Source organism: Arthrobacter sp. D3-16 (genome assembly GCF_054408515.1).
Genome location: NZ_CP096437.1, coordinates 1,713,925 through 1,735,519, shown reverse-complemented (window position 1 = coordinate 1,735,519; position 21,595 = coordinate 1,713,925). Strand labels below are relative to the sequence as shown.

At 65.3% G+C, this 21,595-nt stretch carries 19 protein-coding genes and 2 tRNA genes; 4 read left to right on the top strand and 17 right to left on the bottom strand.

The window, feature by feature from the left end:
- From M1D32_RS08270 to thiL, 3 genes are read right to left on the bottom strand one after another with little or no spacing between them, the layout of a single operon-like run.
- The gene (locus M1D32_RS08270; RefSeq protein ID WP_458781761.1) at positions 1-2,265 is read right to left on the bottom strand and encodes an ATP-dependent DNA helicase RecG; all 2,265 of its coding nucleotides are present in this window, start codon (positions 2,263-2,265) and stop codon (positions 1-3) included.
- Positions 2,255-3,241, bottom strand: coding sequence for a DAK2 domain-containing protein (locus tag M1D32_RS08265; protein ID WP_458781760.1), 987 nt, complete (start codon positions 3,239-3,241; stop codon positions 2,255-2,257). Before M1D32_RS08265 ends, M1D32_RS08270 begins: the two co-directional genes overlap by 11 nt.
- Positions 3,242-3,263: 22 nt before the next feature.
- A complete protein-coding gene (gene thiL / locus M1D32_RS08260) occupies positions 3,264-4,310 on the bottom strand; it encodes a thiamine-phosphate kinase (RefSeq protein ID WP_458781759.1) in 1,047 nt (348 codons plus the stop codon).
- 90 nt (positions 4,311-4,400) lie between these two features.
- Here thiL and M1D32_RS08255 point away from each other — a divergent pair, with 90 nt between their 5' ends.
- Entirely contained in the window at positions 4,401-4,904 is a 504-nt protein-coding gene (locus tag M1D32_RS08255) for a DUF3515 family protein (protein ID WP_458781758.1), read from the top strand.
- A 31-nt stretch (positions 4,905-4,935) separates the two neighbouring features.
- Here the strand turns inward: M1D32_RS08255 and M1D32_RS08250 are convergent, their stop codons facing one another.
- The 6 genes from M1D32_RS08250 to leuC all read right to left on the bottom strand — a co-directional run bounded on the left by M1D32_RS08250 (position 4,936) and on the right by leuC (position 11,470).
- Positions 4,936-6,084 carry a D-alanine--D-alanine ligase family protein gene (locus M1D32_RS08250; protein ID WP_458781757.1) on the bottom strand — a complete coding sequence of 383 codons (1,149 nt, stop codon included), beginning with the start codon at positions 6,082-6,084 and terminating at the stop codon, positions 4,936-4,938.
- Positions 6,085-6,086: 2 nt separating this feature from the next.
- Complete coding sequence (locus M1D32_RS08245; RefSeq protein WP_458782137.1) at positions 6,087-7,091, bottom strand: NAD(P)H-dependent glycerol-3-phosphate dehydrogenase; 1,005 nt, start codon at positions 7,089-7,091, stop codon at positions 6,087-6,089.
- Between the two features lie 37 nt (positions 7,092-7,128).
- The gene (locus tag M1D32_RS08240) at positions 7,129-7,905 is read right to left on the bottom strand and encodes a lysophospholipid acyltransferase family protein (protein ID WP_458781756.1); all 777 of its coding nucleotides are present in this window, start codon (positions 7,903-7,905) and stop codon (positions 7,129-7,131) included.
- Positions 7,906-7,915: 10 nt separating this feature from the next.
- A complete protein-coding gene (murA, locus tag M1D32_RS08235; protein ID WP_458781755.1) occupies positions 7,916-9,241 on the bottom strand; it encodes a UDP-N-acetylglucosamine 1-carboxyvinyltransferase in 1,326 nt (441 codons plus the stop codon).
- A gap of 150 nt (positions 9,242-9,391) precedes the next feature.
- On the bottom strand, positions 9,392-9,994 hold the full coding sequence (leuD, locus tag M1D32_RS08230) for a 3-isopropylmalate dehydratase small subunit (RefSeq protein WP_458781754.1): 603 nt from the start codon (positions 9,992-9,994) through the stop codon (positions 9,392-9,394).
- Between the two features lie 9 nt (positions 9,995-10,003).
- On the bottom strand, positions 10,004-11,470 hold the full coding sequence (leuC, locus tag M1D32_RS08225) for a 3-isopropylmalate dehydratase large subunit (protein WP_458781753.1): 1,467 nt from the start codon (positions 11,468-11,470) through the stop codon (positions 10,004-10,006).
- Positions 11,471-11,583: 113 nt separating this feature from the next.
- Between leuC and M1D32_RS08220 the strand changes: the two genes are divergently transcribed.
- Together M1D32_RS08220 and M1D32_RS08215 are read left to right on the top strand one after the other, a co-directional pair.
- Positions 11,584-12,303 (top strand): IclR family transcriptional regulator, encoded by a 720-nt coding sequence (locus M1D32_RS08220; protein ID WP_066292257.1) that lies wholly within the window; start codon positions 11,584-11,586, stop codon positions 12,301-12,303.
- A gap of 54 nt (positions 12,304-12,357) precedes the next feature.
- Entirely contained in the window at positions 12,358-12,909 is a 552-nt protein-coding gene (locus M1D32_RS08215) for a DUF1697 domain-containing protein (RefSeq protein ID WP_458781752.1), read from the top strand.
- Between the two features lie 53 nt (positions 12,910-12,962).
- On the opposite strand, the gene M1D32_RS08210 is transcribed toward M1D32_RS08215, so the two are convergent.
- From M1D32_RS08210 to M1D32_RS08175, 8 genes are all read right to left on the bottom strand, one after another.
- Positions 12,963-14,585, bottom strand: a complete 1,623-nt coding sequence (locus M1D32_RS08210) for a GTPase (RefSeq protein WP_458781751.1) — start codon at positions 14,583-14,585, stop codon at positions 12,963-12,965.
- A complete protein-coding gene (locus tag M1D32_RS08205) occupies positions 14,582-16,363 on the bottom strand; it encodes a dynamin family protein (RefSeq protein ID WP_458781750.1) in 1,782 nt (593 codons plus the stop codon). Before M1D32_RS08205 ends, M1D32_RS08210 begins: the two co-directional genes overlap by 4 nt.
- A gap of 104 nt (positions 16,364-16,467) precedes the next feature.
- Positions 16,468-16,543, bottom strand: a tRNA-Glu gene (locus M1D32_RS08200).
- A gap of 137 nt (positions 16,544-16,680) precedes the next feature.
- Positions 16,681-16,752 (bottom strand) — tRNA-Gln (locus tag M1D32_RS08195).
- Positions 16,753-16,861: 109 nt separating this feature from the next.
- Entirely contained in the window at positions 16,862-17,599 is a 738-nt protein-coding gene (locus M1D32_RS08190; RefSeq protein ID WP_458781749.1) for an HAD family hydrolase, read from the bottom strand.
- Positions 17,599-19,113 carry a glutamate--tRNA ligase gene (gene gltX, locus M1D32_RS08185; protein ID WP_458781748.1) on the bottom strand — a complete coding sequence of 505 codons (1,515 nt, stop codon included), beginning with the start codon at positions 19,111-19,113 and terminating at the stop codon, positions 17,599-17,601. Before gltX ends, M1D32_RS08190 begins: the two co-directional genes overlap by 1 nt.
- A gap of 51 nt (positions 19,114-19,164) precedes the next feature.
- Positions 19,165-19,941, bottom strand: coding sequence for a fumarylacetoacetate hydrolase family protein (locus tag M1D32_RS08180; protein WP_458781747.1), 777 nt, complete (start codon positions 19,939-19,941; stop codon positions 19,165-19,167).
- A gap of 56 nt (positions 19,942-19,997) precedes the next feature.
- Positions 19,998-20,786, bottom strand: a complete 789-nt coding sequence (locus M1D32_RS08175) for an MBL fold metallo-hydrolase (RefSeq protein ID WP_458781746.1) — start codon at positions 20,784-20,786, stop codon at positions 19,998-20,000.
- Positions 20,787-20,917: 131 nt separating this feature from the next.
- On the opposite strand from M1D32_RS08175, the gene M1D32_RS08170 reads away from it, so the two are divergent.
- A complete protein-coding gene (locus M1D32_RS08170) occupies positions 20,918-21,514 on the top strand; it encodes a hypothetical protein (RefSeq protein WP_458781745.1) in 597 nt (198 codons plus the stop codon).
- Positions 21,515-21,595: the final 81 nt, after the last annotated feature.

Genomic DNA, 21,595 nt, shown 5'->3' with positions numbered 1-21,595 from the left:
CTAACCGCGTTCAAGGAACGCCTCCTTTTCGGGGTTCAGGTACTTGTCGATTGCCTCTGACAGATCCGGGTGTGCACCCAGCGACGGGTCCTGCGCCACAATGTGCTGGGCATCGTCCCTGGCGCGGCTGATGACAGCTTCATGCTCGAGCACCCGAAGAAGTCTCAGCGTGGAGCGCCCGCCGGATTGGGAAGCGCCCAGGATGTCGCCCTCGCGGCGCAGCTTCAGGTCTTCCTGGGAAAGTTCGAAACCGTCCGTGGTGGCGGCCACTGCGTCCAGCCTCCGCCGGCTGGGGTGTTCCGGTTCCAGGGCGGTGACCAGCAGGCAGGTCCCCGGCAGGCCGCCACGGCCAACCCGGCCGCGCAGCTGGTGCAGTTGGGAGATGCCGAACCTGTCGGCGTCGAGAATGACCATAAGGGTGGCATTGGGAACGTCCACACCCACCTCAATTACGGTGGTGGAGACCAGGAGCTTGACGGCGTTTGCCGTGAAGCCCGCCATGGTGGCGGTTTTCACTTCGGGTGGCTGGCGCCCGTGCAGCGGTGCCAACGGAACCCCGGAAAGGGCAGGTTCGTCCAGAAGCTGTTCGACAACGGCGTTCACCGATGCCAGTTCCCGTCCGCTCTCCCCGTCGGAGCCCTCGGCCAGGTCGGCCTCCCCGGGGCTGAAATCGCCGTCGTCATCGGTACCGATCTTCGGGCAGACGACGTACACCTGGTGTCCGGCGTCGATTTCCTCACGGGAACGGGCCCAAATGCGGCCGGCCCAGGCAGGGTTCTCCGCAAGCCCCACCAAATGCGTGCTGATGGGCGCCCGGCCCTCGGGGAGCTCGTCGAGAACCGACGTCTCAAGGTCCCCGAACACGGTCATGGCAACGGTCCGCGGGATGGGGGTGGCGGTCATCACCAGCAGGTGGGGCGGCTTCCTGGCCTTGGCCCGGAGTGCATCACGTTGCTCCACGCCGAAGCGGTGCTGCTCGTCCACCACGATCAGGCCAAGATCGTAAAAAGTGACGTTTCCGCTGAGGAGGGCATGGGTGCCGATGATGATCCCGGCGGTTCCCGAGGCGGCGTCGAGCAGGGCCTGCTTTCGGGCGGCGGCAGGCATGGAACCGGTCAGCAGCGTGACCTGGACGGACGCGTCGCCGAGCCCTCCCAGCAGGCCGTCCCTGGAGAGCGGCCCCAGTGCGCGGCGGATCGACTCGAAATGCTGCGCCGCGAGGACTTCGGTGGGCGCCAGAAGTGCCGCCTGTCCCCCGGCGTCCACCACCTGCAGCATGGCACGCAACGCCACGATGGTCTTGCCGGAACCTACTTCGCCCTGCAGCAGTCGGTTCATGGGAGTATCACGGGCCAGTTCCGCTGCGAAGGTCTTCCCGACGGCGGCCTGCCCGGCCGTGAGGGTGAAGGGGAGGTTAGCGTCGAACGCGGCAAGGAGACCTTCCGCGACGGGACGGCGTGCCGTCGCCTCCTCCGAGGCCAACTGTGCTCGGCGCCTGGCCAGCGCGGACTGCAGCACTAGGGCCTCGTGGTACCTGAAGCGGTCCCTCGCCCGGCGCCAGTCATCAGCGGACCCGGGAGCGTGGATAAGCCTGTACGCCTGGGCGAGCGGCAGGAATTCCTCACGCGCAGCGATGGCCACCGGGACAGGATCAGGCAAGGCGTCCAGGTCCAGGGTTTCCAACAGGGTCTCTATGGTCTTCTGGATTTTCCAGCTGGGGAGTTTGGCCGTTGCCGGGTACACGGGGATGGGCATGGCTGCGAGTTTTTCCGGGTCCTGTCCGCCCTCGCTGAACGGATCTTCATCCAGGAGCTGGAAATCCGGGTTGGTCAGGCCAAGTGATCCTTTGAAGCTGGTGACCTTCCCCGAGAACAGGGCGCGGCGGCCCTGCAGGAGTTCGGCTTTCGCTTTGTAGCCGTTGAAGAAGCTGATCTTGAGCGTGCCGGGAACTTTGCCGCGGTAGTCCCGGCCGCCTACCAGCCGGAGCCCCTGCTGCCCGTCGTCGTCGGAAACTATGACGTCGGTGATCGTCCCGCGCCGTGCCTGCATGTTCCGTGTGCTGCTGGACAGCACCCGGGCAATAAGGGTGACTTCCTCGTCGAGGGGAAGCTCGCTGATGGGCGTCAGCTCACCCCGGGTCATGTAGCGGCGCGGAAAGTAATGCAGGAGGCCTTCCACGGTGGCGATGCCCAGGTGCTTTTCAATGACCGCCGCGGAACGTTTGCCTATCCTGCGTTCCAGCGCCAGGTCCGTTTCAGCGTTCATGCCCACTGGAGTTCACTGCGTCCGGGTGCGGTTCCCGCGGCAGGGCGAGTTCGCTGATACTGATCTGGGCGGGCTCCCCGAGGGAACGGATGATGGCAACAGCCGCTTCCGGGGCCGGAACGTGGACGTGGACCCGCCAGCGGTAGTTCCCGTCACTGTCGGGGTTGCTGCCCACCTGGCTCATGATGACCGACTCGCCGATTTCATCGAGCTGCTGCCGAAGCGTCGCGGCATTCAGGGGTGAGAGGTTGATGGTGCACATGACTTCGACGCCGTCGTCATCGGGCATGGCAGTGTGAATGTGGGGATCGGACACGTCATAGCCGTGCAGCCCGTCAAGGAGCTCGCTTTGGAGTTCCACCCCCAGGACAGCGGACCGGAGGCAATCCAGGATCAGGAGCATGCCCACTCCACCGGCATCCACCACGCGCGCGGATGTCAGGGCGTCAAGCTGGTCCTCAGTGCGGATAACGGCGGCCAGGGCGGCTTCGACGGCGGCATCAAGGGCCAGGCCAAGGGCATGGTTGCTGTCATCGTTGTTTTGTCCGGCATCCACCGCGGCTGCCGCCCGGGCAGCAGCCTCCATCACCGAAAGCATCGTTCCAGGGACAGGATCACTCAGGGCAGACCACGCGCGGATTTGGGCGCGGTTCAGGGCCGCTGCCAGCAGTGTGGACGTCAGACGCGTGTGGCCTGCCAGTGGCTCAGCCGCCGCGCAGAGGAACACTGAGAACAAGGTCCCGGAGTTCCCCCTTGCTTCCTCCATCGCCGCCTGCCCTGCCCTGGCCAGTACTGCGCCAACGTCCAGCTGTGCAGGCTGGTCACCGGCCGCCGCAGCAGACTGGGCCGCTGCCCGGACTGTGAGGTACAGGTTGGTGCCTGTGTCGCCGTCCGCCACCGGGAAGATATTGATGGCGTTGAGGCGGTCGCTGTGGTTTCCAAGGACGGTCTCAGCCTTGCCCAACCACCTCTTCATCGCTTGCGCGTTGGCGGCAACCTTAGTGTGCAAAGTGATCCCATCCCCCGGTGTCCGCGGACCGGCCCGCTATCTTGACGCTCGGGCTTTCGTTGCTTCCCAATGCTTGTATTGAGCCTATCGCAGTGAATCCGGGAGGCAGCTGAACATCCGATGGGAATGTGGCGAGCAGTCCATGGTCCTCCCCGCCGGCCAGGACCCACGTCATCGGATCCGTTCCCAGCAGGTCCGAGGCTGGCACCAGCACCTCTGCCAATGCGCGCAGCGGCGCCGGATCCAGATCCATGCCCACGCCGCTGGCAGCCGCCAGCCGCAACCCGTCCCGCAGCAGGCCGTCGGAAATATCCAGCATGGCAGTGGCACCGGCGGCCCGGGCGGCAGGCCCGGCAGCCAGAGGAGGCCTGGGCCTGCACTGGAGGTCCAGGAAGAAGCGCTGTTCTGGCTGGAGGGCATGGACGTCTAAGGCGGATTCGAGGATTGCCAGGCCGGCGGCAGCGTGCCCAACCGTTCCGGCAAGGGCCAGGACATCCGTCGGACGGGCGCCCGACCGGAGGACGGCGTGGTGGCCGTCGAGGGTCCCCAGCACGGCCACTGTCACGGAGATTTCCCGGCCGCGGCCCAAATCGCCTCCGGCCACCGAACACCTGCCGGCACCCAGGTCCGTGATTCCAGCCGTCAATCCGTCCGCCAGGTCCTCCACCCAGGTGACAGGTGTCTCCGCGGGAAGGGTGAGGCTCACCACCAAAGAAGTTGGCGTGCCTCCCATCGCGTTGATGTCGCTGAGGTTCTGCGCTGCGGCTTTCCAGCCGACGTCGAAACCAGTGGTGCGGTAACCGTTTGGCCATTCCAGCCGGAAATCCTGGTCCTGGACCTGGGTGTCAATGCTGATGACGGTCTTCCCGTCCGGTGCCGCTACAACGGCGGCGTCGTCGCCCGGACCGAGCAGGGTAGCGACGGTGTGCTCCCCACCCATGGAGAGGCGTGGAAATATCCGCGCCAGCAGCTCAGTTTCGGAGAGGGCGGCGACGGCGGGCGGCTGCTCTTGGACGGTCAAACGCTTTTCAGGCACGCCACTACGCTACAGCGGGCCCCCGACATTGCGGCCCTTGCCGCCGGCACCGCGTCCGGAACAGTGGAGCTGCAACGATAGTCTTGAGGTATGCACCGTCCACAGCTTTCCCTGCCCGCCCGCGTTGCCAGGATGGCGCTGACCGGGATGGTTGCTTCCCTCGCCTTGGCCGCATGCTCCCCCGCGGTGGACGTCCCTGCAGCCCGGGACGCTGCAAACCCCGCCTGTGCTCCCATGATGGTGTCCTTGCCGGAAGCGATCGGCGACTCCGCGCTGCGCAAAACAAACAGCCAGGCCACTGCGGTCTGGGGTGATCCGTCCCTGGTGATCCTTCGCTGCGGCGTGAACGTCCCCGGACCCACCACCGACCGCTGCGTGACCGTCAACGGAATCGACTGGGTGATCAAGGAAGGCGACCCCGTCTGGACCCTGACCACCTACGGCCGGGAGCCGGCCACCGAAATCCTGATGGATCCGGACAAGATCAGCTCTGCGACTGTCCTCGCCGATCTTGCCGTTGCCGCCGGTGAGATCCCGCCCCTCAGGAACTGCGTGGGCCAGGAAGAGCTGCAGAACCTGCCGAAAAGCCAGTAGTTTTCAAATCCAACCACCAGACGAGCGGCTCCTAGCGGAGGCCCGTCTTCCGGTTCAAGGCCAGGTAGATGAGTTCGTCAATGAGCTCGGCGTAGTCCAGCCCCGATGCGGCCCACATCTGCGGGTACATGCTCTTGGGGGTGAAGCCGGGCATGGTGTTGATCTCGTTGATGATCAGCTGGCCGTCCGGCGTGTAGAAGAAATCCACCCGGCTCAGGCCCTCTGCACCCACCGCGTCAAACGCGGCTGCGGAGAGCTCCCGCACCCTGGCAATCGCTTCCTCCGGCAAGTCCGCCGGACAGCTCAGTGATGCGGCATCGTCCTCGACATACTTCGCGTTGAAGTCGTAGAACTCGTGGGTACCGCCGGACACGGAGATCTCGCCCGGCATGGAGGTGCGGGGGGCGTCGGTACCCCTGCCCTCCAGTACTGCGCACTCGATTTCCCGGCCGGTGATTCCGGCCTCAATCACCAGTTTGAGGTCGTGCCGGCGCGCCTCCTCGATGGCGGCGTCCAGTTCCTCGAGCGAATCAACTTTGGAAATTCCCATGGATGAACCAGCCCTCGCAGGCTTAACGAAGACAGGGAAACCCAGCAGGTCCACCTGTTTCCGCACGGATTCCGCATCCTTGCGCCACTGCCTGTCCGTCACGGCAATGTAGGGACCAACCTGCAGGCCGGCCGCTTCAAAAACCACTTTCATGAAGTGCTTGTCCATGCCCACTGCCGAGGCCAGCACACCCGCTCCGACGTACCGGGTGTCGGAGAGTTCCAGCAGGCCCTGGATGGTGCCGTCCTCGCCGAAGGGGCCGTGAAGCAGCGGGAACACCACGTCCACGGCGCCGAGTTCCTGGGGGACCTCGTTCGGTGCGGCCACAATCAGCTGGTGTTCGCCGCCGATCTGGGCCAGCGTCACGGTTTGCGGCGACGGAACCACCTCCGGCAGCGAGGACGCTGCCAGGGACCACTGTGCGGTATCGCCGCCGGCCAGCACCCACTGCCCCGACTTGGCGATCCCGATGGGGATGACCTCGTACTTATCCTTGTTAATCGCACCGAGAACGCCGGCGGCGGTAACGCAGCTGACGGCATGCTCGCTGGAACGGCCGCCGAAAAGTACCGCAACCCGGGGCTTTGCCCCGCCGGCCGGCTCTGATGCGGTCAGTTTGTCTTGGGACATGGTCAGTAATCGCCTTCAGGTTTCAGTTCCCGGGCCAGCAGGACAGGCCCCAGTTGGTCAACGGACAGCTTGCCTGCCAGCACGGCGACGACGGCGGCCGTGATGGGCATGTCCACGCCCAGCTTTTCTGCCAGTTCGTGGACGGCCTGGCCGGACTTGATGCCTTCGGCGGTCTGGGTCATTTTTTGGCCCACTTCCTCCAGCGTGAGGCCCTGGCCCAGCAGTCGCCCCGCAGTATGGTTCCTCGACAGGGGCGAGGAGCAGGTTGCCACCAGATCGCCGAGGCCGGCCAGCCCGGCCATGGTTTTCGCATCCCCACCCAAAGCAAGGGCAAGGCGGGACGTTTCGGCGAGGCCGCGGGTGATCACGGAAGCCTTGGTGTTGTCCCCCATCTGCCTGCCCTCGCAGATGCCGACCGCCAGGGCAATAACATTCTTGACGATGCCGCCGATTTCCACCCCGACGATGTCCGAGGTGGTGTAAGGCCGGAAATAGGGTGCGGTGCAGCTGCGTGCGATCCAGCCTGCTGCAGCGGGGTCGGTACAGGCAACCACGGAGGCCGTTGGCTCTTCGCGGGCAATCTCCATAGCGAGGTTGGGCCCTGAGACGATGGCAATGCGCTCTGTGGGCAGGCCAAGTTCCTCGCTGATGACCTCGCTCATCCGGGCGTCGGTGCCCAGTTCAAGACCCTTCATCAGGGAAACCACCGTGGCCCCGGGAGCGATCAAGTCCTTCCAGCCGCGCAACTGCGGGCGCAGGGACTGTGCCGGCACGGCCAGGACCACCAGGTCGGCGCCTTCGAATACTTCGCGTACGTCCGTGGAGGCTGTGATGCTGTCAGGAAGGGCAATGTCCTTCAGGTACTGCGAGTTGCGGTGGTACGTGTTGATTTCCTCCACCACTTCGCTACGCCGGCCCCAAAGGCGGATGGCGCGCGGCTCGCCTGCCGCCGTGGCAGCATCGGCCAGGATCTTGGCGAACGTCGTCCCCCATGAACCCGCACCCATCACTGCTACGGAGCGGGCCGAACCGAAGTGGTTGCCCTCAAAGGTCACCGGGCGTCCGTTCCCCGGCCTGCTGATGCCCGCGCTCCACGAAGCGGCCGTGTTTCGCCTGCTGCCGCTTGGCCGGATCCCAGCGCTCCGCCGGAGCCTGCTCGCCCCGGATCTCTGCAAGGAGTTGGGTGATGGCATCCATGATGGCGTCAGTGGCCCCGGTCAGCGTGGCCTTGTCCAGGGGCAGTCCGCTGAAGGCACTCAAATCGACGGGCTCGCCCACGACTACCCTGGACCTCTTGCGCGGGAACAGGTGGAACCGCTTGCCGTAGCGGGGGAAAACCTCATGGGCTCCCCAGTGGGCGATCGGAACCACCGGAATACCGCCCTCGAGTGCAAGCCGCGCAGCACCGGTGTGGCCCTTCATTGGCCATAGGTCCGGGTCCCTGGTGAGGGTGCCTTCGGGATAAATGATGATGGCGCCGCCCTCGGCCACGATCTCCTGCGCGAGCTGGAGGGACCGGTTGGCTCCCGCCGTGGAGCGCTCCACGGGAATCTGCTTGGTTGCGCGGAGGACCCAGCCCAGAACCGGAACCTTAAAGAGTCCGGATTTCGCCAGGAAGTGCGGTGCAATCTTGTGGTTGTAGAGGAGGTGGCCGATGATCAGGGGGTCGATCTCGGTGCAGTGGTTGGGTGCTGCGATGAAACCGCCGGCGGGCAACCTTTCGGTGCCCTCCCACTTCTTGTCCATCATGAGATTGAACAGGGGACGTACTATTCCCGCTACCACGGCAAGGGTCGTGCGGCTCTTGGCCGATTCCTTCACGTCGGTACCGCTACTTCGTCGTGGTGATGTCGAAGTCGGCACCCAGTCCCGCGAGCTTTTCGGTGAAACGCTCGTAGCCCCGGTTAATGATGTCGATTCCGGTCACCCGTGAGGTTCCGGTGGCGGCCAGCGCCGCGATCAGGTGGCTGAAACCTCCGCGGAGGTCCGGCACGTCGATGTCGGTTCCCTTGAGCTGGGTCGGCCCGGAAATCACGGCGGAGTGCAGGAAGTTGCGCTGGCCGAACCGGCACGGAACGCTGCCCAGGCACTCCCGGTGCACCTGGATGCTGGCGCCCATCCGGATCAAGGCATCAGTGAAGCCGAAGCGGTTCTCGTAGACCGTCTCGTGAACGATCGAGACGCCCTCGGCCTGGGTCAGCGCCACCACCAATGGCTGCTGCCAGTCCGTCATGAATCCGGGGTGTACGTCCGTTTCCAGTACCAGGGGGGTGAGCTTCCCGCCCCGGTGGTAGAAGCGGATGCCTTCCTCGCCGATATCCATGCCGCCGCCCACCTTGCGGTAGGTGTTGAGGAAAGTCATCATGTCGCGCTGGGAGGCGCCCTCGACGTAGATGTCACCCTTTGTCACCAGGGCAGCGGAGGCCCACGACGCCGATTCGTTGCGGTCCGAAAGCGCCCGGTGGTTGTAACCACCAAGGTCGCGGACGCCTTCGATACGGATAGTGCGGTCGGTCTGGACGCTGATGATCGCGCCCATCTTCTGCAGCACAGCGATGAGGTCAATGATCTCAGGCTCCGTTGCCGCCCCGGAAAGTTCGGTGATGCCTTCGGCGCGGGTGGCGCTCAGCAGCACCTGCTCGGTGGCACCGACAGAGGGGTAGGGCAGGGAAATCTTTGCGCCGTGCAGCCCCTTGGGAGCGGAGATGTGGATGCCGCCGGGACGCTTTTCCACCACTGCACCGAACTGGCGCAATACGTCCAGGTGGTAGTCAATGGGACGGTCGCCAATCTTGCAGCCGCCAAGATCCGGGATGAACGCCTCGCCGATGGCGTGGATCAGTGGGCCGCACAGCAGGATGGGAATCCTGGAGTCGCCGGCATGCGCGTCGATGGCGGTGCTCGGCGCAGTCTTGGCTGCCTTCGGGTCCAGCGTCAGGTCCCCGTTGACGGGGTCCTTCACTACAGTCACTCCGTGCAGCTGCAGGAGGGAGGTGACTACCTCCACGTCCTTGATCTCCGGCACGTTCCGCAACACCGACGGTTCGTTGCCCAGCAGGGCAGCCACCATGGCCTTGGGAACGAGATTCTTCGCTCCCCGGACGGTGACGCGGCCTGTCAGCGGGACTCCGCCGCGGATGGTCAGAACACTACTCATATACCGGTTTCCTAACGATGACTAGCCCCCAAATCCTTGCAAAGGCTCCAACCAAGCATAGGAGGTCGCGTTACCGAACCGAAATACGCGGGCGACGGCGGCAGGGCGTGGCGCGCCGCCGTCGCCCTTGTCAGAGCTGCTTCAGCCGGCTCAGGAGAGGCGCGCCGGCAGGGTTTTGGGCTTGAAGGCGGGCCGGGTGGCTTCGTAGGCAGTGATGTCCGCCTCATGCTGGAGGGTCAGCCCGATATCGTCCAGTCCCTCGAGCAGGCGCCACCGGGTGTAATCGTCGATTTCGAAGGGTGCCACGATGTTGCCGCACACCACCGTCTTGGACACGAGGTCCACGGTTACCTCGGTCCCGGGAGCGTTCTCCAGTTCCTTCCAGATCAGTTCGATATCGTCCTGTGCCACTTCGGCCGCGAGCAGTCCCTGCTTGCCCGAGTTGCCCCGAAAAATGTCGGCGAACCGGGAGGAGAGCACGGTTTTGAAACCATAGTCCTTAAGTGCCCACACCGCATGCTCTCGTGAGGAACCGGTGCCGAAATCCGGACCGGCAACCAGGACGGATCCGGCGCTGAAAGGAGCCTGATTCAGGATGAAGGACGGATCCTTGCGCCACGCCGAGAACAGGGCGTCCTCGAACCCCGTGCGGGTGATGCGCTTGAGGTAGACAGCAGGGATGATCTGGTCCGTGTCCACGTTGCTCTGGCGCAGCGGGACGCCGATTCCGGTGTGGGTGGTGAACTTTTCCATGGCGGTGTCCTAGGCGGCGTCGGTGCGGATGGGGGTCTGGACAGGCTCAACCACCGGATCGGGATCCAGGTCCGACGGTGAGCTGAGCGTGCCACGGATGGCAGTGGCTGCGGCAACCACCGGGGAGACCAGGTGGGTGCGGCCGCCCTTGCCCTGGCGCCCTTCGAAGTTGCGGTTGGAGGTGGAGGCGCAGCGCTCCCCCACCTCCAGCTGGTCCGGGTTCATGCCCAGGCACATGGAGCAGCCGGCGAAGCGCCATTCCGCGCCGAAGTCCTTGAAGACCTTGTCCAGGCCCTCGGCCTCGGCTTCAAGGCGGACCCGCGCCGAACCGGGCACCACCAGCATCCGGATATTCGGGTCCTTTTGGCGCCCGCGGATAATGTCGGCCGCGGCCCGCAGGTCCTCCATACGGGAGTTGGTGCAGGAGCCGAGGAACACGGTGTCCACCCGGATCTCCTTCATGGGCGTGCCGGCTTCCAGTCCCATGTACTGAAGGGCGCGTTCGGCGGCAGCCTTCGCGTTTTCGTCGCCGAAGTCCTCCGGGGAGGGCACGGATTCGGACAGCGAGACGCCCTGGCCGGGGTTCGTGCCCCAGGTGACGAACGGCTCCAGCGTGTCGGCGTCCAGGTCAACTTGGGCGTCGAAGGTCGCGTCGTCGTCGGTACGGAGGGTGTTCCAGTACTCGACGGCGGCTTCCCAGTCCGCGCCCTGGGGGGCGTGCGGGCGGCCCTTCATGTAGGCGTAGGTGGTCTCGTCCGGCGCCACCATGCCGGCACGGGCGCCGGCTTCAATGGACATGTTGCAGATGGTCATGCGGGCGTCCATGGACAGCGCACGGATTGCGGACCCACGGTACTCCAGGACGTAGCCCTGGCCGCCGCCAGTGCCGATTTTGGCGATGACGGCGAGGATGATGTCCTTGGCCGTGACACCGGGACGCAGTGTGCCCTCGACGTTGATGGCCATCGTTTTGAACGGCTTCAGGGACAGCGTTTGCGTGGCCATCACGTGCTCCACCTCGGATGTACCGATGCCCATGGCCAGCGCGCCGAAGGCACCATGCGTGGACGTGTGCGAGTCGCCGCAAACTACCGTCATGCCGGGCTGGGTGAGACCCAGCTGCGGTCCCACCACGTGCACGATGCCCTGTTCGGCGTCACCGAGGGAATGCAGGCGGACACCGAACTCGGCGCAGTTGTTCCGGAGCGTTTGAATCTGCGTCCGGCTGGTCAGGTCGGCGATAGGCTTGTCGATGTCAAGCGTAGGAGTGTTGTGGTCCTCCGTTGCGATGGTCAGGTCCGGCCGGCGCAGTTTCCTGCCGGCCAGCCGCAGGCCCTCAAAGGCCTGCGGCGACGTGACCTCGTGGACAAGGTGGAGGTCGATGAAGAGAAGGTCGGGCTGGGCGTTGGCTCCATCGCCGTCGCCTTTGCGCACCACGTGCGCGTCCCAGACTTTCTCGGCCAATGTCTTTGCCATGGCCATCTCCCTTCACTGCTGTTTGGCTGATGAGTTCCACTGAACCAGTACACGTTCGCACTGCGCCAGCCGAAAGATTTGCATCTCAGATATTGAGACGGCAATATCATTACATGGACAATTCTAGTGGAGTCGGTGTCATTGATAAAGCGGCCCATGTACTTGATGCACTCGAGGCCGGCCCCACTACTTTGGCGCAGCTCGTAGCCGCGACCGGCCTGGCCCGGCCCACTGTCCATCGCCTTGCCCTTGCACTGGTGCACCACAGGCTGGTGAGCCGCGATATCCAGGGCCGATTTGTGCTCGGAAGCCGCTTGGTTGAGCTGGCCTCGGCTGCCGGCGAAGACCGTTTGATCGCATCTGCCGGCCCCGTGCTGATGCAACTGCGCGACGCTACGGGCGAAAGTGCCCAGATTTTCCGCCGCCAGGGCGACTGGCGCGTATGCGTGGCTTCTGCGGAGCGTCCCATCGGCTTGCGCGACACCATCCCGGTAGGCACCCAGCTGTCAATGAAGGCGGGATCGGCGGCCCAGGTGCTGCTCGCCTGGGAGGACCACGACCGCCTGCTGGAAGGATTGCAGTCGGCCCGCTTCACGCCGACCGTTCTGGCAGGCGTACGACGGCGGGGCTGGGGCCAGAGCCTCGGCGAACGCGAGCCGGGGGTCGCTTCAGTTTCCGCACCGGTGCGGGGACCTTCCGGCCGGGTCATAGCGGCCGTTTCAATTTCCGGCCCGATCGAGCGCCTCACCCGCCAGCCCGGCCGGTTGCATGCAGAAGTGGTGTGCAACGCCGGCCGTATCCTCACCGAGGCACTGCGCAAGAACAACGACTGAGGTAAGAACACAGCCTGACAGCCTACGCCGGCTGCTGGCGCTAGGATTCTCGCCATGGGCAGCTATGCAGTGTTTCTCCGGGGCGTCAACGTGGGCGGCATCAACATCAAAATGGCAGACCTCCGGGAAGCGCTGAAAGCCACGGGCTTTTCCGGAGCACGGACCCTGCTTGCCAGCGGCAACGTGGTGTTAACAAGCAGTCTCGACGCGTCAGCGGTGAAGCTGGAGTGCGAAAAGTGCCTCCGCGACGCGTTTGGCTATGACGCCTGGGTGGTGGTGCTTGACGCAGCGCGGGTGTCCGAACTGGTGGCAGCCTGCCCCTACCCGGACGACGACAAAAGCACGCACACCTACATCACGCTTTCCTCCGACCCGGCAGTGCTTGATGAACTCGATGCAGCGGGGGCTGCGCTGGAGAGCGCGGAACAGAAAAGGTTGGGGCCGGAGGCCCTGGCCTGGCTGGCACCGGCCGGCGGAACCTTGGACAGCCCCTTCAGCAAAATTTCAGCCAAACCCCAGTTCAGGGCCTCCACCACCACTCGCAACCTGCGGACCCTGATTAAGGTCCGGGACGCCGCTGCCGAACTTGCGGCCGCCGGCAGCTAGCTGCTGCCGGTCAGGGCCGGCCTGCTGTTGTCCTCAATGCACGGGGCGGGTTTTCAGATCTGACCTGCCCCGGCCGTCTTCAGTGCGGCATTAAAAGCGGCAAGCCTGCTGACTTCCACCTCGACCGGCTCCACCACCAGCTCCTGTGCCACGGAGGAAACTGCGGCATTGAGCCGCTTACGCGCCCTGGCAGCCCTGGCGTTCGCCGCGGCCGCGGCAATGAAGCGGCCGGTAATGGCCAGGAAGATCCCCAAAACCACTCCCGCTGCAATCATCAGCGTAGGCAGGGGCCAGCCCTCAACCCTTGGCACCTCGGGAACCGGCATCTGGAAATAGCCGAGGGCAGCCAGGACGCCGAGCCAGCCGAGGCCGCCCAGCACCGTGAGCAGGGCCAGCCATTGCACCACGTTGAACACCCCCCACCACCAGGACCTGCGGTTGGCGGCAAGGTCTGTTCCGGCGATGGCCTGGTCAAGGGCATCGGGCAACTGTTCCCTGCCCTCCCGCGCGGCGCTGCGGATGGCAGCCCGCCAAGGGCCGGGGGCTCCCGCGCTGGCGGCGTCAGCGAACTCCCGAACCGCCGCGTCCGTCCGCGCGCGTTCCGGCGCCCCTGCCTGCGGAAGCGAGGTCCGGTTCAACTCCGACGGGGCAGCGCTGCGCAAATTAAGCCGGCGCAACGGATCGGGCCGAAATCTGGACAACCATCTGGTGACCGGCCAACCGGTGCGCTTCACAGACTCAAGCCGGTAGGACTGGCCAACCGCCCGGACCACGGTTGGCACATTGGCTGCCACGGCCAGCTCATCGGACAGGCGCGTCTTTGCGCCCGCCCTAACCCCGGCTGCCTCTCCCCCGCCGGACACTGCGCCCAGTTCAGCGGATGCCCTGGTGATGTCGGCAGCGAGCCGCTGCGACTGCGCTTTGCGCTTGATGGCAACGCTCCGGATGGCCGCCCGGACCTTGTCCACTCCCGTGCCTGCCACGGCGGACGCCGCCAGCACTTGGACCTTGGCGAGTCCGTCGCGGGCCAGGATGGCCCGCAGCGATTCCAGGACAGGCTGAACGTCATGCTCCGGAAGCCGGTCCACCTGGTTGAGCACCACCAGCGTCACGGCACCGTGAGACGCCAGGCGCGACAGGAAATCATGATGTACGGCCGCGTCCGCATACTTCTGCGGGTCAAGGACCCACACCAGGACGTCCACGAGGCCCACCATCCGCTGGACCACTTCGCGGTTGGATGCCCGGGTGGAATCAAAGTCCGGCAGGTCCAGCAGGATCAGGCCAGAGTCCTCGTCAGCGAAGCCCTCCACAGCTGCCGCGTGGTGCCGGTTGCGGACCTCCAGCCAGTCGAGCAGCGGCTCGCTGCCTTCCGCTCCCCACACCCCCGCCAAAGGTTCCGACGTTGTGGGCCGGCGCGCCGCCGCCGTCGCGATTTCAGCTCCGCTGACCGCATTGAACAGGGAGGATTTGCCGCTTCCGGTGGCTCCGAAGAATCCCACCACCGTGTGGTCGGCCGAAAGCGACCGGCGTGAACTGGCCCGCTCAAGGACGGTGAATACTTCCTGGAGCGACGCATCCGGAAGGACCCCTTCACCGAGCTCACGGGCGTCGTTGAGGGCCGCCAGCCGGCGGTCAAGCCGGGACTCGTCCCGGGTGTCGCTGTGGCGGCTCATGCGGTATCCGCCAGACGGACCAGGGCTGCGGCGTGGGCGGCAAGGGTTTGCGGGGCTCTTTCATCGCGCTCCGGCAGCCGGGAAAGGAACTTCTGCTGCTCGTCCTCCAACAGCCGCTGGCAGCGGGCGTGCAGGTCCTCCCGAGCTTTTTCGGCCATGCGCCGTACGGCGTCCTCGCCGAAGACTGCTTCGAGCAGCCGCTGGCCCACAACCGCCGTTCCGCCTGCCACCCCAACCTCGAGTCCTGTCAGGCCGGCCGTCATCGAGAACACCACAATCATCAGTGCGGCCCCCAGCCCGTTGATCCCGAAGGACAGCCAGCGGGCCTGGGTCCGCTTCCCCTGTCCTTCAGTACGGATGAGTTCCATCAGGGCCTCCTGCCAGGCGCGAATCTCGGCAGCGGCCCGGTCCTCAAAGCCCGGCGTGGTCCCGGAAAGGTCGTCCGTCCCCAGCAGTTGGCGCCCTGCCGGGTCGGTCCGCCACCGCTGGTCGGTGTCCTCGGCGGCATTTGCAGCTTCGTCGATGATGACCGCCTGCAGCCCCGTCTCGATGGCTGCCTCGACGCGCACGGCGGGCGGCGGCTCGCCCCGGAAGAAGGCCCCCATCCGGTCGCGAAACCGGCCCACGTTCTGTTCCAGGACCCGGAAGAACTCGCCGGTGCCCACGAAGTCCTGCCAGCGGGCGAGCACCTCACCCCGCAGCAGTGCACCGTCCTTGGTAGCGTCGAGAATCCGGCCGGCAGCATCACCATAGGCCGATGCCGCCGCGGCTTCAAGGTTGTCCGCAGCAGCCTGCTGCTCCCGGGCCGCCTGTACCACGGCAGCAACACGGCCGGCCAGTGCCCTGACTGTCCCGTTGAGTGTACGGCGGGCGATCTCCGAACGGCCGGCGGCATCTGCGGCGAGCTCTCCGAGCCACGTCCTTAAGGGAAGGACGGTGCCGGCCGGCAGCATGCCCAGTGGATCCAACGTGGTCTCCGGGATCATGAACAGCTGTGCGGCGTCCAGGCCCTCGCGGTCCAGGAGGCTGCGCAGGTCCTCGCTGACTTCCTTTTCCGCCTCCGGCGGTACGCGGTCCAGCACCACAGCCACCATGATGTCCCGCGAAGCTGCGTCCAGGAGCAGTTTCCACGGGACGGCGTCCGCGTAGCGGTTGGCTGTCGTGACGAAGATCCACAAATCGGCAGCAGCAAGGAGCTGCGCTGCCAGCTTGCGGTTGTCATCTGAAATTGAGTCAACGTCGGGAGCATCCAGGACTGCGATGCCTGCAGGGACAGCGGGGTCGGCCACCAGCACCAGGGAAGACATGGCGCCTGCGTCAGGAACGGCGCCTGCGCGGCTGGCTGGCACAGGACTGCTGGCCACGTATCCGCGGATTCTGCTCAGGCTTGGCAGGACGCGCTGGCCTTCGAACCAGGCTGCCTCCGACGGGTGGTGCAGGAGGATGGGCTGGCGGGTGGTGGGGCGGATGGCGCCCGAACGGGTGACGGGGTGGCCAACCAGGGCGTTGACGAGTGTGGACTTGCCCGCGCCGGTGGAACCGCCGACGACGGCCAGTAGCGGGGCATCGAGGCTGCGGTACCGCGGGAGGATGTAGTCGTCCAGCTGGGCGAGGGCACCGGAGGCGTCACGCCGGGCCTGCTCAACGTCCGGCAGTGCCAGCGGCAGTGCCACGGCGGCAAGATCACCCCGCACCTCTTCCAGCAGGGTCACTGCCGCCAGTGCGGGCGGAGCCGTCTGCGAATCGTGCGGTTCGTCTTGCTCGTTCCGGGAGGTCACAGCAACATCATGCCAGTTGACGACGGGATGGTCCCGTTGATGGCGTTCCACGGCTTGCCGCCGAACGAAAAATGGCCCCGGGCGTTTGCCCGGGACCATTTCGTTGGTGACCCCAGCGGGATTCGAACCCGCGTTACCGCCGTGAGAGGGCGGCGTACTAGGCCGCTATACGATGGGGCCGTGTACTTTACCGTACTTCTTTCCAGCGTTTCCGCTGGTCAGCTCAGTGATTGTTTCACACACTTTGCTGTGGTTTCAAATCGGCGAACCGGCTGAAACCTTCTGCTTTCGGCCCGCAGCGGGGCCTCTGAACAGAGCTGGGATACCAGGACTCGAACCTAGAATGACGGTACCAGAAACCGTAGTGTTGCCAATTACACCATATCCCAATGATACTTTCGGGCCGGTTTTCAGGGCCTTTGCCCTGCTCCGTGCGCCTCAGCACGAGAAATTACTTTACCCGAGACTTCGGGCCCGCACAAATCGGCCAGGTGTGACTTAGCTGACCAGCTGGTCCAGGGAGGTGACCATTCCGCCGTCGAATCCGGCTGCCGCCTCCCCCGCCCGGTTCAGCCAGACACCCAGGAGGCCGGCCGCCGTCGAGCCCTCGGCATCAAGGAGGCGGTTGTCTCCCACATACAGCGTGTCGGCAGGGGCGGTGCCCAGAAGCCGGACGCCCTCGAGGTAGATGGCCGGATCCGGTTTGGCCACACCGAGGGTGTCCGTTCCCACCAGCCGCCTGACCCGGGCGAGTCCAGCCCCATCCAGCTTGGCGCGCTGGTAGTCATGCACATTGTTGCTGACCGCCCCATAGGGGATGCCGGCTTCGTCCAGGACATCCAGCAGCGGCATCACATCCGGAAACGGTTTTACGTAGGCCGGCTGCTTTTCCATGTACGCGCTAAGCCACTGATGAGATTGCTCGCCCTCGGCAAGTTCAATCCCGAAGTGGCCCAAGGCCGCCCGGCCCCGCAGCAGGCGCTGTTCGTTGAACGTCAGTTCACCTGCCAGGTAGCGGTCGTAGTAGTGCGTGGTCTCATGCGTGAAGATGCGCCCGAAGCGCTCCCACCCGGCCTGGTCAAGGCCGGGCAGGAGGTGTTCGCTGACTTCCCGCAAGGCAGTGGTCATCGAATATTCCAAGTCGACCAGGGTGTCATCGATATCGAAGAGCACCCCACGGACAGAGCCGAAAGGCGTGTCCAGGACCGCGCCGCCTACCTGCATGGGAGCCGTCATCAGCCGCGGAATGAGCGAAGGCGGCGGAGGGAGGACTCCTTGCCCAGGATCACCATGGACTCGAACAGCGGCGGCGAGATCCGTCGGCCCGAAACGGCCGTACGCACCGGTCCGAAAGCGAGGCGCGGTTTGATGCCAAGGTCCTCAACGAGTGCCTGCTTGAGCGCGGTCTGGATGTTGTCCGGCGTCCAGTCCTCGACAGGTTCGAGCGCTGCGATGGCCGCATCCAGTACTTCCACCAGGTTCTCCGGGAGTCCCTTCCGGGCATCGGCGGCAACGTCGATGGCGTCATCCGCTTTGAAGAGGAACGCCAGCATTTCGGGCGCCTCGCCCAGCAGCGTGATGCGCTCCTGGACCAGCGGCGCGGCCTCGGTGAGGATTTCCTCTTCACGGTCGGTTAGGATCTCCCCCACCAGATCCGCTGAACGCAGGTACGGAACGAGGCGTTCCCGGAATACGTCAGGCGGGAGCATCCGGACGTGCGTGCCATTGATCGCTTCAGCCTTCTTGAGGTCGAAGCGTGCGGGATTGCCCAGGACGTCGTGGATATCGAAGTGCTCCACCAGCTGTTCAACGGTGAAAATGTCCTCGTCGGCGCTCAGGGACCAGCCCAGGAGCGAGAGGTAGTTCAGCAGGCCTTCTGGGATGAAGCCGCGCTCCCGGTGCAGGAACAGGCTCGATTCGGGATCGCGCTTGGAGAGCTTTTTGTTGCCCTGGCCCATCACGTACGGCAGGTGGCCGAATTCGGGCATGTACTGTGCAACGCCGACGGCGTACAGGGCGCGGTAGAGGGCAATCTGGCGCGGCGTTGAGCTGAGCAGGTCCTCACCCCGAAGGATATGGGTGATGCCCATCAGGGCATCGTCCACCGGGTTCACCAGCGTATACAGGGGCGCTCCGTTCGCACGGACCACTGCGAAGTCCGGGATGGACCCGGCACGGAAGGTGATCTCGCCGCGCACGAGGTCATTGAAGGTGATGTCTTCATCGGGCATCCGCAGCCTCAGGACGGCCTCGCGGCCTTCTGCCTTGAACTGGGCGAGCTGCTCCTCCGTCAGGTGGCGGTCAAAGCCGTCATAGCCCAGCTTCGGATCGCGTCCCGCGGCGCGGTGGCGTGCTTCGATTTCCTCCGGCGTGGAGTACGACTCGTAGACAAATCCACCCTCCCGGAGACGGGCAATGACGTCCTGGTAGATGTCGCTCCGCTGCGACTGCCGGTACGGCTCATGCGGGCCGCCTACTTCCACGCCCTCGTCCCAGTCGATCCCCAGCCACTTCAGTGCGTCCAGCAGCTGGTGGTAGCTTTCCTCGCTGTCCCGCGCCGAGTCCGTGTCCTCGATCCGGAACACCATGGTGCCTTTGGTGTGGCGGGCGTAGGCCCAGTTGAACAGTGCCGTGCGGATCAGCCCGACGTGGGGAGTGCCCGTGGGCGAGGGGCAGAAGCGGACCCGGACGGGCGTGTCGGCAGTGACGGGCGGGATGGAGGCAGCATTCGACGCAGAAGCAGTAGTCATAGTGGCTCCAACTTTACCGTCTGGCGCCGAGCCCCGGCGCGGAGCCGGGCGTCAGCGGCGGACGATGGGGTTGGACAGGCGGCCGATCCCCTCGATCTCCACTTCGAAGCGGTCCCCGGCGTTGACCAAGCCCACTCCGGCGGGCGTCCCGGTCATGATCACGTCGCCGGGAAGGAGGGTAAATGCCTGCGAGACAACGGACACGAGTTCGCGGACTCCCCTGATCATCTGGCTGGTGCTGCCGTCCTGCCGCAGCTCGCCGTTGAGCCGGCCCTGGATCTGCAGGTCCTCGGTATCAAGGTCGGTCTCGATCCACGGGCCCAGGGGCGCCGAGGTGTCAAAGCCCTTGGCCCGGGTCCACTGCAAATCGGTCTTTTGGACATCCCTGGCCGTGAGGTCGTTGCCGCACGTGTAGCCGAAGATCACGTCGTCCACGCGTTCCTCGGGCACGTCCTTGCAGATCCGTCCGATCACGACGCACAGTTCCGCCTCGAAGGAGACTTCCTCGGAGAACTCAGGCAGCACCACGGGATCGTTGGGGCCAACGACGGCGGTGTTGGGCTTCAGGAAAAGAAGCGGCTGGGCGGGAACTTCGTTTCCGAGTTCATGCGCGTGTTCCACGAAGTTGCGTCCCACGCCGATGACTTTGCTGCGCGGAATGATGGGGGCGAGCAGCCGGACGTCTTCCAGCTTGTGCCGGACGGAGGTACGTTCCACCCCGTTGAAGAAAGGGTCCCCGTGGATGACAGTGATTTCCTCACTGCCCGTGTCACCTTCGACAACGCCGTAGAGGGGATCAGAATCGACGACAAACCTGGCAATACGCATGGCTCCTACCCTACCGTCTCGCCACCCCCGCGCCTGTCGTTTTACGGCCCGGCGGCTCAGCCCCGCAGGTAGTGAAGCTGGGCGGCAACGGAGGTCTCAGCAGCGCGCCGCACGGAAGGGTCGACGTCGGAATAGACGGCGTCAGTAACGTCACCGACGGCGGCATCCTGGCCGAGCCGGACCAGGGCAGCGCGGATCTGCGCCAGGCGTTCGAGGCGATGGGCGCGGTAGTCGCCGACGACCTCCGTCAAGGACGGGAGGACAGGGCCATGGGCGGGCAGGACGGTGGCCGGCCCCAGCGATTCCAGCCTGTCGAGAGAGGCCAGGTACTCCCCGAGGGTCCCGTCCGGGTAGTCAAGCATTGTGGTGCCGCTGCCCAGGATGGTGTCCCCGGTCAGCACCGAACCCTGCGGGCCGTCGCCGGCAAGGTGGAAGCATAATGAATCGGAGGTGTGGCCGGGCGTTGCCACCACGTTGACGTCGAGGCCTGCTGAATGGAGTACCTCACCGTCGAGCAACGGCGTGCCGTTTCCGTGGCAGTGGGCAGGGTCAGCGGCGCGCACCGGGGCGCCAGTCAGTTGATGCAGCCGTGCGGAGCCGGCGGTGTGATCCGCGTGGCGGTGGGTGATGAGGATAAGTTCAACGGGGCCGGCACCGGCGAGTGCCTGGAGGTGGGCTTCCTCCAGGGGACCCGGGTCAACCACGACGGCGCCCGGATGACCGGGGTGCCGCAGGACGTAGGAGTTGGTGCCGGCGAGGCTCATGGGACCCGGGTTGGGTGCCAGGACGAACTCTGTCAGGGCTGAGCTGCGCTGCAGGATGGGGCCGGAAGCTGAAGTCACCATCCCATCTTTGCATCGGCACGTGCCCCCTGGCCGTTCCCGCCCGGATAAGGCGCCGGAATAGAACAGGCAGGGCTCCGGGTTGACCACCAAGGAAGACTAATCGATCCTTTAGAAAGCCGGAACCACACCCTATGAGCACCGCAACCAGACTTGCCGACCTCCTCGCCGAAGCCGATGCCGCCGGCAACGACCATGCCGCAACGGAGAAGAGCAGTGGGGTCCGGCATATCCACAACCACGCGACGGGCAGCATTGTCTGGTTTCCCACCTGGAAGAAGTTCCGCGAGACCGCGGACTGGAACGAGGCGGTGGATGGCCTCACCAAGGATCTCAAGCGGGGTACGGAACCCGTGGAGGAAACGGCATTAGGGCTCCTGGCGGAAGAACTGGACCAGCTCCTGAAGCGCGCCGCTGCCTCCGGGGACGCCCCCCTGTTTGTCCAGGAGAACCTGACACCCCACCTGACAAGGACCTGGGCTGTGGGTGACGCCGTCGCGAAGGCAGCAGGGCAGGAGCTGCCCACCGGCAGCACCACGCCGTCCGTCTTTGCCGGGTATCCCTATGACGTCTATGCCCAGGACGGCGGCGTCTTTGCGACCACGCTGTGGAACGACATCATTGATGCCCGCCGCAACCAGGCCATCGCCGAAGAAACGGCCCGGAAGGCCCTGAAGCCTGTCTCCCGGAAGGCTCAAAAGAATGCCGCCAGGAAAGCTGCCCGGCGCTAACCCTCCCCTGCCGGAAGGAACAGACACCACGCGCAACGGCGCCTGCTGGACCCAGGTCCGGCAGGCGCCGTCGTATGTTTG